Annotated in this window: 12 protein-coding genes; 3 read left to right on the top strand and 9 right to left on the bottom strand. The window is 44.9% G+C overall.

The window, feature by feature from the left end; all coding sequences use genetic code 11:
* Nucleotides 1-94: 94 nt before the first annotated feature.
* The 8 genes from IBX48_RS05260 to dapA form a co-directional block, all read right to left on the bottom strand.
* Nucleotides 95-442 (bottom strand): TraR/DksA family transcriptional regulator, encoded by a 348-nt coding sequence (locus tag IBX48_RS05260; RefSeq protein ID WP_296831530.1) that lies wholly within the window; start codon nt 440-442, stop codon nt 95-97.
* A 5-nt stretch (nt 443-447) separates the two neighbouring features.
* On the bottom strand, nt 448-1,311 hold the full coding sequence (locus IBX48_RS05255; RefSeq protein WP_296831528.1) for a universal stress protein: 864 nt from the start codon (nt 1,309-1,311) through the stop codon (nt 448-450).
* Nucleotides 1,311-2,801 (bottom strand): SulP family inorganic anion transporter, encoded by a 1,491-nt coding sequence (locus IBX48_RS05250; RefSeq protein ID WP_365942346.1) that lies wholly within the window; start codon nt 2,799-2,801, stop codon nt 1,311-1,313. The genes IBX48_RS05255 and IBX48_RS05250 overlap by 1 nt, the downstream gene beginning before the upstream one ends.
* A 286-nt stretch (nt 2,802-3,087) precedes the next feature.
* Entirely contained in the window at nt 3,088-4,989 is a 1,902-nt protein-coding gene (locus tag IBX48_RS05245) for a 5'-nucleotidase C-terminal domain-containing protein (RefSeq protein WP_296831524.1), read from the bottom strand.
* Between the two features lie 156 nt (nt 4,990-5,145).
* Nucleotides 5,146-6,297 carry a cyclopropane fatty acyl phospholipid synthase gene (cfa, locus tag IBX48_RS05240; RefSeq protein ID WP_296831522.1) on the bottom strand — a complete coding sequence of 384 codons (1,152 nt, stop codon included), beginning with the start codon at nt 6,295-6,297 and terminating at the stop codon, nt 5,146-5,148.
* A gap of 19 nt (nt 6,298-6,316) precedes the next feature.
* Nucleotides 6,317-10,186, bottom strand: coding sequence for a phosphoribosylformylglycinamidine synthase (gene purL, locus IBX48_RS05235; protein ID WP_296831520.1), 3,870 nt, complete (start codon nt 10,184-10,186; stop codon nt 6,317-6,319).
* 93 nt (nt 10,187-10,279) lie between these two features.
* On the bottom strand, nt 10,280-11,350 hold the full coding sequence (bamC, locus tag IBX48_RS05230) for an outer membrane protein assembly factor BamC (protein WP_296831518.1): 1,071 nt from the start codon (nt 11,348-11,350) through the stop codon (nt 10,280-10,282).
* On the bottom strand, nt 11,350-12,228 hold the full coding sequence (gene dapA, locus IBX48_RS05225; RefSeq protein ID WP_296831516.1) for a 4-hydroxy-tetrahydrodipicolinate synthase: 879 nt from the start codon (nt 12,226-12,228) through the stop codon (nt 11,350-11,352). The genes bamC and dapA overlap by 1 nt, the downstream gene beginning before the upstream one ends.
* 226 nt (nt 12,229-12,454) lie before the next feature.
* On the opposite strand from dapA, the gene IBX48_RS05220 reads away from it, so the two are divergent.
* The 3 genes from IBX48_RS05220 to IBX48_RS05210 all read left to right on the top strand — a co-directional run bounded on the left by IBX48_RS05220 (nt 12,455) and on the right by IBX48_RS05210 (nt 15,207).
* Nucleotides 12,455-12,919 (top strand): peroxiredoxin, encoded by a 465-nt coding sequence (locus tag IBX48_RS05220; RefSeq protein ID WP_296831514.1) that lies wholly within the window; start codon nt 12,455-12,457, stop codon nt 12,917-12,919.
* A 24-nt stretch (nt 12,920-12,943) separates the two neighbouring features.
* Nucleotides 12,944-14,365, top strand: coding sequence for a PhoH family protein (locus tag IBX48_RS05215; RefSeq protein WP_296831512.1), 1,422 nt, complete (start codon nt 12,944-12,946; stop codon nt 14,363-14,365).
* Nucleotides 14,366-14,565: 200 nt separating this feature from the next.
* On the top strand, nt 14,566-15,207 hold the full coding sequence (locus IBX48_RS05210) for a prepilin-type N-terminal cleavage/methylation domain-containing protein (RefSeq protein ID WP_296831510.1): 642 nt from the start codon (nt 14,566-14,568) through the stop codon (nt 15,205-15,207).
* 91 nt (nt 15,208-15,298) lie between these two features.
* Here IBX48_RS05210 and greA read toward each other — a convergent pair whose 3' ends face one another.
* A complete protein-coding gene (greA, locus tag IBX48_RS05205) occupies nt 15,299-15,775 on the bottom strand; it encodes a transcription elongation factor GreA (RefSeq protein WP_296831508.1) in 477 nt (158 codons plus the stop codon).
* Nucleotides 15,776-15,793 lie beyond the last annotated feature (18 nt).

Here is a 15,793-nt window from a genome sequence, read left to right as displayed (position 1 = left end):
GGCCTGGTGCTCTATATCTAGACACCCGGTTTTGCAGGATCTAGGTTTTGCAGGACTTAATAAAAAAGCCGACAATCCATGTCGGCTTTTTTATTTAAGAAGCGCACTCAATGCACATCCTAGCTGTGGGATTAAACGCCAGACGTTTGGGGTTGATCAAATCACCACATTGACTGCAGTAACCGTAATCACCCTTCTCCATCTGAATCAACGCACGTTCAACCTCAATTAATTGCTGTTGATTGCGGCGCTGAGTTTCCAAAGCCATTTGTTGCATTTGCATCGCATCCATACGCGATAAACGCCCGACACTCTGCTGATCCAGCTCAACCGTATCGGTTGAGTGGCTCGAGTCGGCCAAATCATTTTGTAAGTCTTGTTTTAAAACCAATAACTTCGTTTTTAATTCAGCCAACTGCTCAGGCGTGAGTTCATCTTGCATGTTGGTTAACGCAACAACAAGATTGGTTTATTGTTGTTTTCAAGCATCTTCAAAGTAAAGCTACCAAAGAACAAACTACGCAATTTGCCATGACTGAACGCACCCATTACGGTCATATCCAGATTGTTTTCATCCTGATACTTCAGCAATTCAGTTTGCGCATCGCCACTTAATAGAGCAACCTGATAAGACAAGCCCGCTTGTTTTAGTTGCTCAGCGGCCTGATCCAAAAAAGCTTGCGCGTCAGGCTTGTCTGACGCGTGTACTAGGTGGATTTGCATGTCACGGTACAAAGGGCTTTTACAAACCATATCTAACGCCTTGTTCGCGCCTTCGGTGTCATTGTAAGCCAACATCATAGACTTAGGCTCTGTAAAACCGCCGTTAACGATAAAAATGGGTTTATGCAACGCACGAATTGAGGTTTCGAGTTGTGAACCTACACTCTTGTCTACATCAGCATGATCTTCACCACGCAAACCCAATACCAACACTCGGATTTCATCCTCCAAATCGGTTAAGGTTTCAGCTAAATCACCGTGACGCTGCTTGGTTAACACCTCTTTAATAGACAAATTAGCAATACGTGTTTTAGCTTTTTCCAACGTCGCTTTACCAGCTTCAATCAAGCGCTTACTTTCCGCCTGCTCATCGTCAGACAGAGTTTTCATTAAGTTTTCACGCATATTCGGAGTTAAATTTCCCGAGTGGTCAGTGTGATCCAGCAACATACTGTGTTCAATTGTATGCACCAACTCTAATGGCGAGTTCACTTTTTGCGCAATCCATGCGGAATAATCGACAACCGCGTCAGACAGTTCGGACCCGTCTACGCAAGCCATGACCCATTTTTGCTCTAATGTCTGCATTAGTGACCTCCCATCACTTTTTCGATTTTCGCCGGATCATTATGAACCGCATACTTATCTAATAATGTTTCGCTGGCTTGATTCAAACCAACAATTTCGACTTCCGCACCTTCTCGACGTAGTTTAATCACCACTTTATCTAATGCATAAACCGCACTGATATCCCAGAAGTGAGCACGATGCACGTCGATAATAACCTTATCAACCGCTTCTTTAAAATCAAAATAATTAATGAACTTGTCAGAAGAATTAAAGAACACCTGCCCCACCACAGTATAAGTGCGTGTGCCAGTTGCTTCATCAAAGCTTTTGCTCACATACATAAACTGGTTCAGTCTAGATGCCATAAACAAGGCGGCCAATACCACACCAGAAATAACCCCGAAGGCTAAGTTATGTGTCCAAACCGTCACAATCACGGTCACTAACATCACAATCGTGGCCGACCATGGATTAGTACGCATTTCAGTAATCGAACTCCAACTAAACGTACCGATCGAAACCATGATCATAATCGCAACCAAAGCGGCCATCGGCACAATCGATAAATAATCGGCAACAAACACCACCATGATTAAAAGTGCTACACCTGCTGTAAAGCTGGATAAACGCCCACGACCGCCAGATTTAATATTGATAACCGACTGACCAACCATCGCACAACCGGCCATGCCACCAGTAAAGCTAGATGCAATGTTCGCCACGCCTTGACCTTTACATTCACGTTTTTTGTCACTGTCGGTATCGGTCATTTCATCAATTACCTGGGCGGTCATTAACGACTCCAATAGACCCACTAGTGCAATAGCCACTGAGTAAGGCAGGATAATCCACAAAGTTTCAAGATTAAAAGGCACATCAGGAATTAAAAACACCGGCAAGGTATCCGGTAACTCACCCATATCACCAATCGTACGTACATCAATCCCCATCGCGATCACTAACACGGTTAATACAACAATGACCACTAACGGAGAAGGAATCATCGAACCAATTTTTGGAATATAAGGGAACAAGTAAATAATGCCTAGACCAAACGCGGTTAAAGCGTAAACATGCCAGGTTACGTTGGTTAATTCAGGCAACTGCGCCATAAAGATCAGAATCGCCAAAGCATTCAAAAAACCGATCATTACCGAACGCGAAATAAAGCTGATGAGATTATGTAGATTCAAATAACCGGCTAAAATTTGTAATATCCCAGCAAAAATACCAGCTACTAATAAATATTGAAGCCCGTGATCCTGCACCAAATTTATCATTAACAATGCGGTGGCCGCGGTGGCGGCCGAAATCATACCCGGACGACCCCCCACAATCGCAATAACTACCGCAATCGTAAACGAGGCATACAAGCCCACTTTTGGATCCAATCCGGCAATAATCGAAAACGCAATCGCTTCCGGAATCAAAGCCAGCGCAACAACTATACCGGCCAAAATATCGCCGCGTACATTGCCAAACCAGTCTTTTTTGTTCTGTGATAACAACATAAATACCGTCCGTTTATGTAAATAAATGTTTAAATTATGCTAAGTCTTACAGATTTGCACTTGAGAAAGTTTTAGAACAGGTTAATAAGTACCTGGATATTTCAGAGCAGGGGGATGCTTCGAACCGTAAAACGGCGTGTATTCTACCGCAACCACATTAAATTCACAATCACCAAGCCTGGTGATTGGAGTTTTAATCAGGTGTTAATCGTGATAGCCAAATTCAGGCATAAAAAAACCCAGCCGAAGCTGGGTCTTTTTTATAACTTACAACAAGGGTTGATTAAATCAACTTACCTGCGTAATCTGCGATACCTGGGTTATCGCTTACACCTTTCAATGTTGGGTGGTTAATTTTGTTTAACTTCAAGTTACCTTTGTGGTTACGCAGGTAATCGGCAGCTACGTCCCACATTAAGCGACCTTCGCCAACTTGGTCAACCTGCGCCCAACCGGCCACAGAGTACGTTTTGTTTGGCTCAATTGGGGTACCATCGTCCAACGTGATGTTAGTAATACGACGACCCAAGCTTTCGTTAGGATCACAAACATAATCCAAACCACCGATACGCGCCATGTCACCACCTGACTGAAGATAAGGATCCACCACGAATAGGTTTTCACAAATACCTTCAAACACGTCTTTCAACTGTGCGCCGGTCATTTCTGTGCGGTAAGTTTCACCGTAAGTTAATGCGGTTTCGTCCATAACGCGTTCCATCGTGATCATCTCACCTTGCATGACAGAAGTACCCCAACGAACACCAGCCGACATCGCGATTTGTGCATCATGTTCTTCACGTAATGCGTTAACCAAAATCTGGTCCCACGTACCCATGAAGTTACCACGACGATAAAGTGTATCTTCCGCTTCACCAAACTCTTCGCTTAGGATTTCACCATAGGTTTTACCTAAGCGATCTTTGTTGTTTTTGTACTTAGCGTTACGCGCTTCAACCACGTTTTCATCATATTTACGCTGATACAAATCGGCTAGGAACTGGTTTACACCTTTGTCGGCTTCTAACACATTCGAGAATACTGGTAGCAAACGGTAATCGATACCTTTTAACTTACCATCTTGAATATCTAAATCCATTACACCCACAAATTTACCGTTAGAGCCACCGTTGGTAACATAACAAACACCACCTTCTGGTGTTTTGATCTTAGTTGGGACAGGCATACCATCGTGTGTATGACCACCAAAGATAGCGTCAATACCGTTCACACGGCTAGCCATCTTAAGATCAACGTCCATACCATTATGCGAAAGCATAATAATCGCGGCTACTTTTTCAGTCGCGCGAATTTTATCTACCGTCTTTTGCAAATCTTCTTCACGTAGGCCAAATGACCAGTCTGGGAAGTTACCAATTGGGTTCGCATTTGACAAGCGTGGGAAAGTTTGACCGACAAACGCAATACGTTCACCATTCACTTCTTTAACCGTGTAAGGCTTAAACGGACGCAATTCATTTTCGTTGTACAAACCATAGCCGTACTTTTCAGCCAACTCATAGTATTCATCACCAAACAACGCATCTTCACGTAGACGTGCATTTTGTGATAAATGCTCGCCGTTAAAGGCTTTAGTATTACGCAACACTTCTTCCTGAGTGTAGGTAAATTCCCAGTGACCAGTCAAGATATCAAGACCTAGCATGTTTGACGCTTCAACCATGTCCATACCACGTGTCCAAAGCGCCGTCGCTGAACCGTGCCACAAGTCACCACCGTCCATGTAAACCGTGTTTTCACGACCACCGGCTTGATCACGCAACATGTCTAGCAAGGTTTTAAGATGCGCAAAACCACCGACTTTGCCATATTTAGCCGCCGCGTCTTCAAAATCTAGGTAAGAGAAAGCGTAAGCTTCAGGCGTGCCTTCTTTTACACCGACGTTTTTTAGCAATGCTTTACCAACGATGTGTGGACGTTTGCCGTAAGCTGGGCCTACACCTAGGTTAACGTTTGGCTCACGAAAGTGAATTGGTTTTAACTGTGCGTGAGTATCGGTAGTGTGTAATAAACGCACTTTACCTTTCATTGGCACGTTATACATGTTGGCATCACCGGTCCATTCACCTGGTTTACCACCCATTGCACGAGCACCGGCTGGCAACATACCAGCGGCAGCCGCTACAGCCATTACGTGTAGAAATTCGCGACGATTTAAAGACATAAGGTCTCTCCGTTCTGATTAAAATTAAGCCCTAAAGGCGTTCAAAAAAGTCTCACTAAGGTAACCAAATCGCAACCTGTTGTCAAACCCTAACAAGGGTTTCACCATTAGTATTTTCTAACACCCCATTAAGCTCACTTATTTTCTTTACCTAGTTTAAACAACCCTATCATAACCACCTCTAATGCCATTTTTAGCAAACACAAATTGCCAAAGCTGAATATCCCGCGCCCTAAAAGCACCAGCGCAAGACAACAAATAGTAACGCCACATACGATAGAATCTTTCTCCAAGCTGGGATTCAAACTCTGGCCAAGCTTTTTCAAAATTCTCATGCCAAGCCATTAACGTCTTATCGTAATCGGCACCAAAATTATGAAAATCTTCCATTACAAACAAGCCGGAAGCCGCATCAGTAACTTGAGAGACAGCGGGTAAATCACCATTAGGGAATATGTAACGATCAACCCAAGGGTCTGGTGATGTGTGAACCACATTTTTACCTATTGTATGAAGCAAAAATAGCCCGTGATCCTTGAGGCAGCGCTCAACAACCTTCATATATAGCCTAAAATTCTTTCGGCCTACATGCTCAAACATACCAACACTAACAATTCGATCAAAAGGCTCATCGACCTCTCGGTAATCCTGTAAGCGGAATTCAAGATTTAAATGAGGATATTTTTTTTGTGCATAGTCTGCTTGCTCTTTTGAAATGGTCACACCTACGCAGTGAACGCCATAGTTCTCTGCGGCATAGGCCATTAAACTTCCCCAACCACAGCCAATATCTAAAACTCGCATACCAGGTTTAAGCTGAAGTTTACGACAAATCAAATCTAATTTTGCGACCTGTGCGTCTTCTAAATTATCAGCATCTTTCCAATAACCACAGGTGTAAGTCATTCTTGAATCGAGCATCAACTTATAAAAGTCATTTCCCAGATCGTAGTGCTGCTCACCTACTTGCCAAGCCCGTTTTTTAGTCTGCAAGTTCAAAACCTTAAACCGAATATGATGCATCATGAGCTTAGAATATGAAATTTCTTGATCCAGTTTAGCCGCCAAAACTTTATCAAAAAATTGATCTAAATTTTCACAATCCCACAAACCATCCATATAGGCTTCACCTAAACCTAGGTTTGCTGTCGCCAAAACCCGATCATAAACCTCGGGTGAATGCACTTGGATATCCCATGGCCTTTCACCATTAATTTGAATATCCGCTTTTTTGAGTAAATCCTCTACAAAACACTCTGAACTATTCGTTTTTTTTATGGCTTTAACTTTATTTTTGTTTTTAACCACACATCCTCCTTAGTTTTTTTTAACTAACCCATACCCTAGCATTACGGAACAAACGCATCCAAGGCGCATCTTCTACCCATTCATCCGGACACCAAGAATGCTGCACCGCACGAAATACACGTTCTGGGTGCGGCATCATTATGGTAACACGACCATCCTGGGAGGTTAAGCCGGTAATCCCCTGCTCCGAACCATTCGGATTATAAGGATAACGCTCGGTCGCTAAACCCTGCGCATTCACATAACGCAAGCCAATCAGGCCTTGCGCGGCCTCCGCCGATGAATTACCAAAATCCACGCGCCCTTCGCCATGCGCGACCGCCACCGGAATACGACTGCCCGCCATACCGGCTAACAACACCGAAGGCGATTCCGCCACTTCGACCAACGACAAACGTGCCTCAAATTGTTCTGAGCGGTTACGTTTAAACGCTGGCCAATGTTGCGCGCCCGGAATAATGTCTTTTAAATTAGACATCATCTGACAACCGTTACACACACCCAAACTAAAAGTATCTTGGCGGTTAAAGTAAGCTTCAAACTGGTCACGCGCACGTGGGTTAAACAAAATTGAGTTGGCCCAACCACGACCGGCACCCAATACGTCACCGTAAGAGAAACCACCACAAGCCACCAAGCCTTTAAACTCATCTAACGACACACGACCTTCTAAAATATCGCTCATGTGAACATCAATGGAACTAAAGCCTGCGCGATCAAAGGCGGCGGCCATTTCTTGTTGGCCGTTTACACCCTGCTCACGCAAAATTGCAACCTTTGGTCTCACCCCAGTTTGAATGAAGGGCGCGCAAACGTTGTCATTCATATCAAAACTTGGCTTCGCAACCAACTCGGTATGGGCAGAATCCTTAATTGCGTCAAATTCTTGCTCGGCGCAAACTTCGTTATCGCGCATGGCTTGAATGCGATATGAAGTTTCAGACCACCAGGCCTGGTAGTGGGCGCGTGCGCCTTTTAACAAGGTTTTGTCTTGAGCTTGGATCACAATTTCATCAGTCGTATTGATGCCGCCAATCCAATTAGACATCTCCGCTAATTGGTGTTTCGCCAAAATTTGGTTAACCTGCTCGATATCTTGGTTTTTGACTTGAATCACCGCACCCAGCTCCTCAGCTGTAAGCGCCGCGATGGGTTCCGCACCCAGCTGGCTGACATCAATATCAATGCCGCAATGGCCGGCAAACGCCATTTCTAGCAAGGTCACTAACAAACCACCGTCGGCACGGTCATGGTAAGCCTGGATTAAACCGGCCTCGTTTAATGCTTGAATCGCTTCAAAGAAATGCACAAGGTCTTGCGCATTATCCAAGTCGGCCGCCACATCACCGACTTGGTTATAAACCTGCGCCAAACAGCTGCCGCCGATACGGTTTTGTTTGCGACCCAAATCAATCACACATAACTGAGTATCACCCAACTCGGTGCGCAACTGCGGAGTTAGGGTTTTACGCACATCTTCGACAATCGAGAACGCGGTAATGTTTAACGAAATCGGTGAAATCACGGCCTTATCTTGGCCTTGATCTTGCCATACGGTTTTCATTGACATCGAATCCTTACCGACCGGCACCGAAATACCTAAAGCCGGACATAACTCCATACCCACGGTTTCGACTGCGGCAAATAAGGCGGCATCTTCACCTGGATGACCGGCCGCGGCCATCCAGTTTGCGGACATTTTAATATCTGAAATTTTGCCAATTTTAGCCGCTGCAATATTGGTGATGGCTTCGGCAATCGCCAAACGTGCCGAGGCTTTTGGGTTAATTAACGCGACCGGAGGACGCTCACCCATCGCCATGGCTTCGCCAGTGTAACCTTTATAATCAGACGCGGTTACCCCCACGTCTGCGACCGGAACCTGCCAAGGCCCGACCATTTGATCACGTGTGACCATACCGGTAATAGTTCGGTCGCCAATCGTGATTAGGAAAGATTTACTCGCAATGGTTGGTAGCTTTAATAAACGTTCGGTGACTTCTTCGAGCTCTAATACGGCTGTTTCAAAGCCTGGCTGTGGAATATTTAAAGTTTTGACATCCCGTTGCATTTTTGGCGGCTTACCTAATAATACATTCAACGGCAAATTCACTGGCGTGCCTTCTAGCACTGTGTCATTGACCACCAATTCTTGCTCAGCGGTAGCTTCACCCACAATCGCGTACAAACAACGTTCGCGCTGGCAAATGGCTTCAAACTCTTCAATTTTGTCTGGGTAAACCGCAATCACATAACGTTCTTGCGATTCGTTACACCAAATTTCCATCGGCGACATACCCGGTTCATCATTCGGTACTTTGCGTAAATCAAAACGACCGCCGCGACCGCTATCGTTTACTAATTCTGGAAATGCATTCGACAAACCGCCCGCGCCCACATCGTGGATTGACGCAATCGGTGTGTCATCACCTAAATAAGTACAACGGTCAATCACTTCTTGAACGCGGCGCTCCATTTCCGGGTTGTCACGCTGAACTGAAGCAAAGTCTAACGCTTCTGAACCTGAACCTGAATCCACACTCGAGGCCGCACTGCCGCCTAAGCCGATTAACATCGCTGGGCCACCTAATACCACGAGCTTAGCGCCAACTGGGATGTTTTGTTTTTGTACGTGCATCTCACGAATATTGCCTAAACCACCCGCTAACATAATGGGCTTATGGTAACCGCGAATTTCTTCGCCGTCGCTGGTGAGCATTGGGTTTTCGTAGGTACGGAAATAGCCGTTAATCGCCGGACGACCAAACTCGTTGTTATAGCCTGCCGCGCCTAATGGGCCTTCGATCATAATATCCAAAGGTGAAACGATGCGTGCCGGACGACCATATTCACGTTCCCAAGGTTGTTTAAAGCCCGGAATATTTAAGTTAGAAACCGTAAAGCCGGTTAAGCCTGACTTAGGTTTTGAGCCTTGACCGGTTGCGCCTTCATCACGAATTTCACCACCCGCACCAGTCGCCGCACCCGCAAAAGGCGAAATCGCGGTGGGGTGGTTGTGCGTTTCGACTTTAATCTGTACATGTACTGGTTCAGCGCTATAAGCATATTCAGCCGTGCCAGGTTGCGGGAAAAAACGTGACGCATCCGGGCCTTGCATAACGGCGGCATTATCACTATAAGCCGACAGTACTCCGGCTGGATTAGATTGAAAGCTATTACGGATCATGCCAAATAACGACTTGGCTTTTGGTTCGCCATCAACGATCCAATCCGCGTTAAAAATTTTATGGCGACAATGTTCTGAGTTGGCCTGCGCAAACATCATCAATTCCGCATCAGTCGGGTTACGTTTTAGTTGTCCGAAGCTCTCAACCAAATAATCAATTTCATCTTCACTTAACGCCAAGCCTAAGTCTTTATTGGCTTTTACCAACGCGTCGCGGCCACCTTTTAATACGTCCACTGTAGCTAAATCACGCGGGCTATGCTGTTCAAATAAAGCATCAATTTTCGCCAAATCTATCCATGCCACGGAGGTCATACGATCATATAAAGCCGGTATAAAACTATCCAATTGGTCAGGATTAATGCCTTTTAAGAAATAAGCCACGCCTTTTTCGATGCGTTTAATTTGAGGTAGACCACAGGTGTGTGTGATGTCGGTGGCTTTAGATGACCAAGGTGAAATCGTGCCGGGGCGCGGTGTGATTAAGCAACTGACGGACTGACTCGGCGTTAAATCCGCATCGTCTGCATTTAGCAACTGGCGTAATTGTGACAATTGATCGGGCGTTAAGTCGGCTTCAGTCTCGTAAAAATAAACGTTTTGCGAGGCCACACCAGCAATTTTGCCTAGCGATGCTAGCTTGGCGTTTAATTGGCTTAAACGATAGTCAGAATGAGCGGGAAGCCCCCAAATGATTTGCATAACTCTGGTTCCTAATAAAAAGATACGGAATGAAATTTCTCTTAAAACAAATAGAAAAAGCCCTCATTAAGAGGGTTAGATTTAATTATTACGTTATTTTGCGAGCAAGCCTAACGCCGTTAAGATATGGCGGCGTTGCTCAGGGTTGAGAGGTGCAACGCCCTCCTCCACATTCAAGCTTAGCAAGGTTTGTTCAGTGTCGGATTCGTAAGGCGTTAACTTTAAACGCACAACTTGCGGCAGATCACGCCCAGAAAACAGTCGGCCAAAGAAACCTTTCGATGATGGCGTACTTTCTGGTGTATTCACCCAAATCTCGTACAAAGCAGGCCTGGTGGTTGTAACCTGCCATTGCGCGCGATAAACCATGGCTTGCAAATAATCCCAAGCCTGAGAACGTGAGGCGGCCAACACCAAGCCAGCTAACTCCTCGCCTTCTAAAATTTCTTGGTAATAGGCGGTGGTTTCGATTTCGGCTAAGGCTTGAAGCTGCGTTGCGCCAAAGAACACCATCGCACGATAAAGCGCGAGTGATTCCATCATCGTATCGTAAGGACGCAACGCCCAATCGGTCGCATTGCCGCTCGAATCAGCTTGCATCATGTGGTGGCGAATAGTGACTTTGACTTTATTGCTGGCTGGTTCATCAATTACTTGAATACTGAATCGATCATAAATACCGGAAGCTAATTCAGGCCGCCAACTGTTTAGCATCCGCGATAACGCGCCCAACTCTTGCTCAACCGGTGCTTGTTCAGTTCGAGCAAGATATTCGGTTTTAATTAAACCCAAATCCAAACGTTCTTCAGCGATTTTAAAGCCTTGCTGCTTAACAAACTGGCGCAAACCTAACCAGACTTGTTTTACATCAACTTCGTCAAATTCCAACCAACGCTCAACTAAATTTGATTGAAGCTTAACTTGCTCAACTTGATAGGTTGGAATCGTCTCAACTTCTGATAAGTCTACGCTGGCAACCGTTTGAGTCAATAACGGGTTCACACCTCTAGGCTCAATAAAGTTAGGCGGCATTTCGAGTTTTTTAGCCAGTTCGGCCTCATTCACACGGTGATCATCTTCACCATTGTAGATATTCGACAAGCTCGAACAACCAGCCAAGGTTACAACCAGGGCACTCAGCCCGACTAACTTCAATAACGCCACTATGACAACACTCCTGCATGAACCAACGCACCACGCACTATGTCGTGATATTGATCGGATAACGGCGTTAAAGGCAAACGAATCGCAGGTTTAATCAACCCCATCTCAACCATCGCCCACTTCACCGGAATCGGATTGGCTTCAACAAACAATTTTTGATGCAATTCCATTAAAGGCGCGTCTAACTGGCGAGCCTTATCCGCATCACCGGCTAACGCCGCATCGTAAGCCTGCGCAACTAAATCTGGTGCCACATTCGCCGTCACCGAAATACCACCATGACCGCCTAGCAGAATAAACTCGACCGCGGTGGCATCATCACCGGTATACAAATCAAAATTGGCGTCAACCAACTCAAGAATTTTGCTCACGCGTGACACATCGCCAGTGGCTTCTTTTACGCCGACAATATTCGCAACCTTGGCCAAACGAGCAATGGTTTCGGGCTGCATATCACATGCCGTGCGCCCCGGCACATTATAAAGAATTTGTGGAATATCAACCGCTTCGGCAATTTTTTTATGATGAAGATACAGACCTTCCTGGGTCGGCTTGTTATAGTAAGGCGTCACCAGCAAGCAGGCGTCCGCCCCGGCTTGCTTCGCGCACTGTGTGAGCTCAATTGCTTCGGTGGTCGAGTTGGCACCAGTGCCAGCTATCACCGGAATACGTTTTTTGACACGCTCAACCACAAAACGAATCACTTCGCAGTGCTCTTTCATGTCAAGCGTAGCCGACTCACCGGTCGTACCCACCGCTACAATTGCCTGAGTGCCCGATTGAATATGCCACTCAATCAAACGCTCTAATGCGGCAAAATCAACGCTTTCGTCCTCGTTCATTGGGGTTACCAATGCCACCATACTGCCTCTAAACACGGCCGATTCTCCAGAATAATAATTTGCCAGTCTGCCAATCAATCCGCACATCACTTGTGTCAAAACAACCAGCAGACCGTAAAGGCGTAATCTTACCGTTTCAAGCTTGGTTGTTCAACTTGTTATTACACTGGCAATTGATTATTGCAATCCAACCCTAAAAGCGGTTGCACCCTATCGCATTTATGGTGATACTAGAACAAAACCCAAGGAGCTAGAGCCCATCATGTCATCAAATTCAATGTTTCAATTAAACGATTTTCAACTCAGCATTACGCCAGATCAAACCCTTCAGCTCAATGACCTTAAAGGTCACTTCAGCGTGATTTACTTTTATCCAAAAGATGATACGCCGGGTTGCACTCAGGAAGGTCAAGATTTTCGTGATCTATATGATCAATTTAAAACCTTAAATGCCGAAATTTATGGTGTATCCAAAGACAGCTTACAGAAACATCAAAACTTCAAAGCCAAATACCAGTTCCCATTTGAACTTATCAGCGACCCGGATGAAATTTTGTGCCAGATGTTTGATGTCATCAAGTTAAAGAAGAACTTTGGCAAAGAGTATATGGGGATTGAGCGCAGCACCTTTTTACTCGACCCCAATCTCAACCTAATTAAACAATGGCGCAAAGTTAAAGTTAGCGACCATGCACAAGACGTTTTAGACACCCTTAAAAACCACTAATCGCAATCACGACAAGGAACGGTTATGTCAGACACTACTAAACGCCTCTTCATTTTAGACACCAACGTGCTCATGCACGATCCGATGGCCTTATTTAACTTTGATGAGCACGACTTATTTATCCCGATGACCGTGCTTGAGGAATTGGATGCCGGTAAAAAAGGTGTATCGGAAGTCGCGCGTAACGTGCGTGAAACCAACCGCTTAATGGACAAAATAATCGACAGCGCCGATTTTGAAACCATTCGTAAAGGCCTAGCTCTAGAAAACATTCACCCTCATAAAAAAGACGAAAACGCTTCGCTCCACCTTGGCAAACTGTTTTTTGAAACCGAAATTCTTAAGGCCGAATTGCCCACCAACATCCCCAGCCACAAAGCCGATAACCAAATCCTGCAAACCGGTTTGGCGCTTAAAGCCAAGTTTCCAGAGCGTAATGTCACGCTGGTTACCAAAGACATTAATATGCGTATCAAGGCTTCAGCGGTTGGTCTGCATTCGGAAGACTATTATAACGATCGCGTATTAGAAGATGCCGACCTACTTTACACCGGCTACGAAGTCTTGCCGGATGACTTTTTTGAAACTCACGGTAAAGACATGAAAGCTTGGCAAGAAGAAGCACGCAGTTTTTATGAACTCAATATCGAAAGTGATCAACAACACAGTTACTACCCAAACCAGTGTTTGATTAGCGCGAATGACTCAGGCTTCAGCGCGATTGTGCGTAAAATTGAAGCACACAAAATAACCCTAGAAACCATGCGCGACTACACTGTAGGCAAACACAATGTTTGGGGCATTAATGCCCGCAACAGCGAACAAAACATGGTGATGAATTTTCTAATGGACCCCGACATTGATTTTGTTTCCTTGTTAGGTATTGCCGGTACCGGCAAAACCCTGTTGGCGCTGGCTTGTGGGCTTGAGCAAACACTTGACCAAGGCATTTATAACGAAATTATTATGACACGTGCCACCATACCGGTCGGCGAAGACATCGGCTTTTTACCCGGTACCGAAGAAGAAAAAATGACGCCTTGGATGGGTGCCTTAATGGATAACTTAGAAGTGCTCACCATGTCGGACGACCACGGCGCCGACTGGGAAAAACAGTCGACCCAAGAATTGCTGAACAAACGCATCAAAATAAAATCGCTTAACTTTATGCGTGGACGCACGTTTATGAAAAAGTACATCATTATCGACGAAGCCCAAAACCTGACCCCTAAACAAATGAAAACCCTCGTCACTCGTGCAGGCGCGGGCACCAAAATTATTTGTTTAGGTAACATCGGTCAAATCGACACACCCTACCTAACCGAAACCACTACTGGCTTAACTTATGTGGTAGATCGTTTCAAGAATTGGGAACACAGCGCACACATCACCCTAAAACAAGGTGAGCGTTCCCGCCTTGCGGAATTTGCATCCGAAGCGTTATAATCAACTAACATATTGTTATTTAAAACATAATAACTCGATAAATAATAGATAACCACCAGGCCTGGTGGTTATCTGACTAAAATCAACCCGCATTTTTTGAAAATAGCTTAAAAGATAAACCGCCACCTCAATTTGTTTGATAGAATCATATCGAATAATTTGATCAAAACGATCAGCTCATAATTTTACAAGGAACACTCATGCAACCCAAAAACAAACAAAAAGGCTTCACTCTGATCGAAATCGCGATTGTACTGGTCATTATCGGCCTACTACTTGGTGGGGTTTTGAAAGGTCAGGAACTAATTAAAAGCGCTAAAGTAAAAGCCGCCGCCGGTGATGTAAATGCTTACGGTGTGGCGCTGATTGGTTATCAAGATCGTTATGGTGACTTATTCCAAAACGGTGTAGATGGTAAATACCTTGGCGCAACCTTAGGTACAAGCGTATTCGCAGCCACAACTGATGCTACTGCTGCAGCGAATAGTGAACTTATGCTAAACGAACTTGTTGGCCGCGGCTTCATCACTTCAAAATCGCAGCACCCACTTGGTGGCAATATTGTTTTAATCAAAAATGGCCCTAATGGTACATTGACTGCGGACACATTAGCGATGAATGCTTCAACCACACCACAAACGTTTAACTGGGCTGTTTGCTACACGGCAATTTCTAGCGAGGAAGATGCACAGATGTTAGTAAGAGCAATCGATGGAACAAATACTACTTTCCCCGACGATTTTGGTACTGGTACAGCTCGATTAGTCGTTGATGCTAGCTACGCCTCTGCTGCTGCAATAGTATATGCAGCTGCAAATACAACGGTATGTTTCGAGATTTAATCTTAAAGCCAATTAATAAAAAACCCGCTTAAGCGGGTTTTTTATTGGCTATCGTTTAACCAGGCCTGGTGGTTATACATTTACTAACTTATTAAACGTAACTGACTTCCAGAATCTCATAGTCAATTTCACCGCTTGGGGCTTGTACTACGACTTCTTCACCTTCTTCTTTGCCAATTAAAGCACGCGCAATCGGTGAGTTAATCGAGATTTTATTTTGCTTTAAATCCGATTCGTCATTCCCCACAATGCGATAAATCACTTCCCCATCGGTATCGATATTTAACAACTTCACCGTTGCCCCAAACACGATTTTGCCATTTGCATTTAAGCTTGCCACATCAATAATCTGCGCGTGACTTAATACGCTTTCCAAGTGCTTAATGCGAGCCTCAATAAAACCTTGCTGCTCACGCGCGGCATGGTATTCGGCGTTTTCTTTTAAATCGCCGTGTTCACGTGCATCCGAAATCGCTTGGGTGATTTTGGGGCGTTCTTCTTTTTTTAAACGTTGAAGCTCAACTTGTAATTTATCGGCTCCATCTTTTGTCATAGGATGTTTTTGCATAGTGTCTTACTCCATAAA

The sequence above is a fragment of the Thiomicrospira sp. genome (assembly GCF_014859555.1).
GTDB lineage: Bacteria > Pseudomonadota > Gammaproteobacteria > Thiomicrospirales > Thiomicrospiraceae > Thiomicrospira.
This window is presented reverse-complemented; position numbering and strand designations above follow the sequence as displayed.

Coding starts and splice junctions, on each gene's coding strand:
- purL (WP_296831520.1), bottom strand. CDS start 10,186: ATGCAAATCATTTGGGGGCTTCCCGCTCATTCTGACTATCGTTTAAGC.
- IBX48_RS05215 (WP_296831512.1), top strand. CDS start 12,944: ATGTCAGACACTACTAAACGCCTCTTCATTTTAGACACCAACGTGCTC.
- IBX48_RS05245 (WP_296831524.1), bottom strand. CDS start 4,989: ATGTCTTTAAATCGTCGCGAATTTCTACACGTAATGGCTGTAGCGGCT.
- IBX48_RS05255 (WP_296831528.1), bottom strand. CDS start 1,311: ATGCAGACATTAGAGCAAAAATGGGTCATGGCTTGCGTAGACGGGTCC.
- greA (WP_296831508.1), bottom strand. CDS start 15,775: ATGCAAAAACATCCTATGACAAAAGATGGAGCCGATAAATTACAAGTT.
- IBX48_RS05260 (WP_296831530.1), bottom strand. CDS start 442: ATGCAAGATGAACTCACGCCTGAGCAGTTGGCTGAATTAAAAACGAAG.
- IBX48_RS05210 (WP_296831510.1), top strand. CDS start 14,566: ATGCAACCCAAAAACAAACAAAAAGGCTTCACTCTGATCGAAATCGCG.
- IBX48_RS05220 (WP_296831514.1), top strand. CDS start 12,455: ATGTCATCAAATTCAATGTTTCAATTAAACGATTTTCAACTCAGCATT.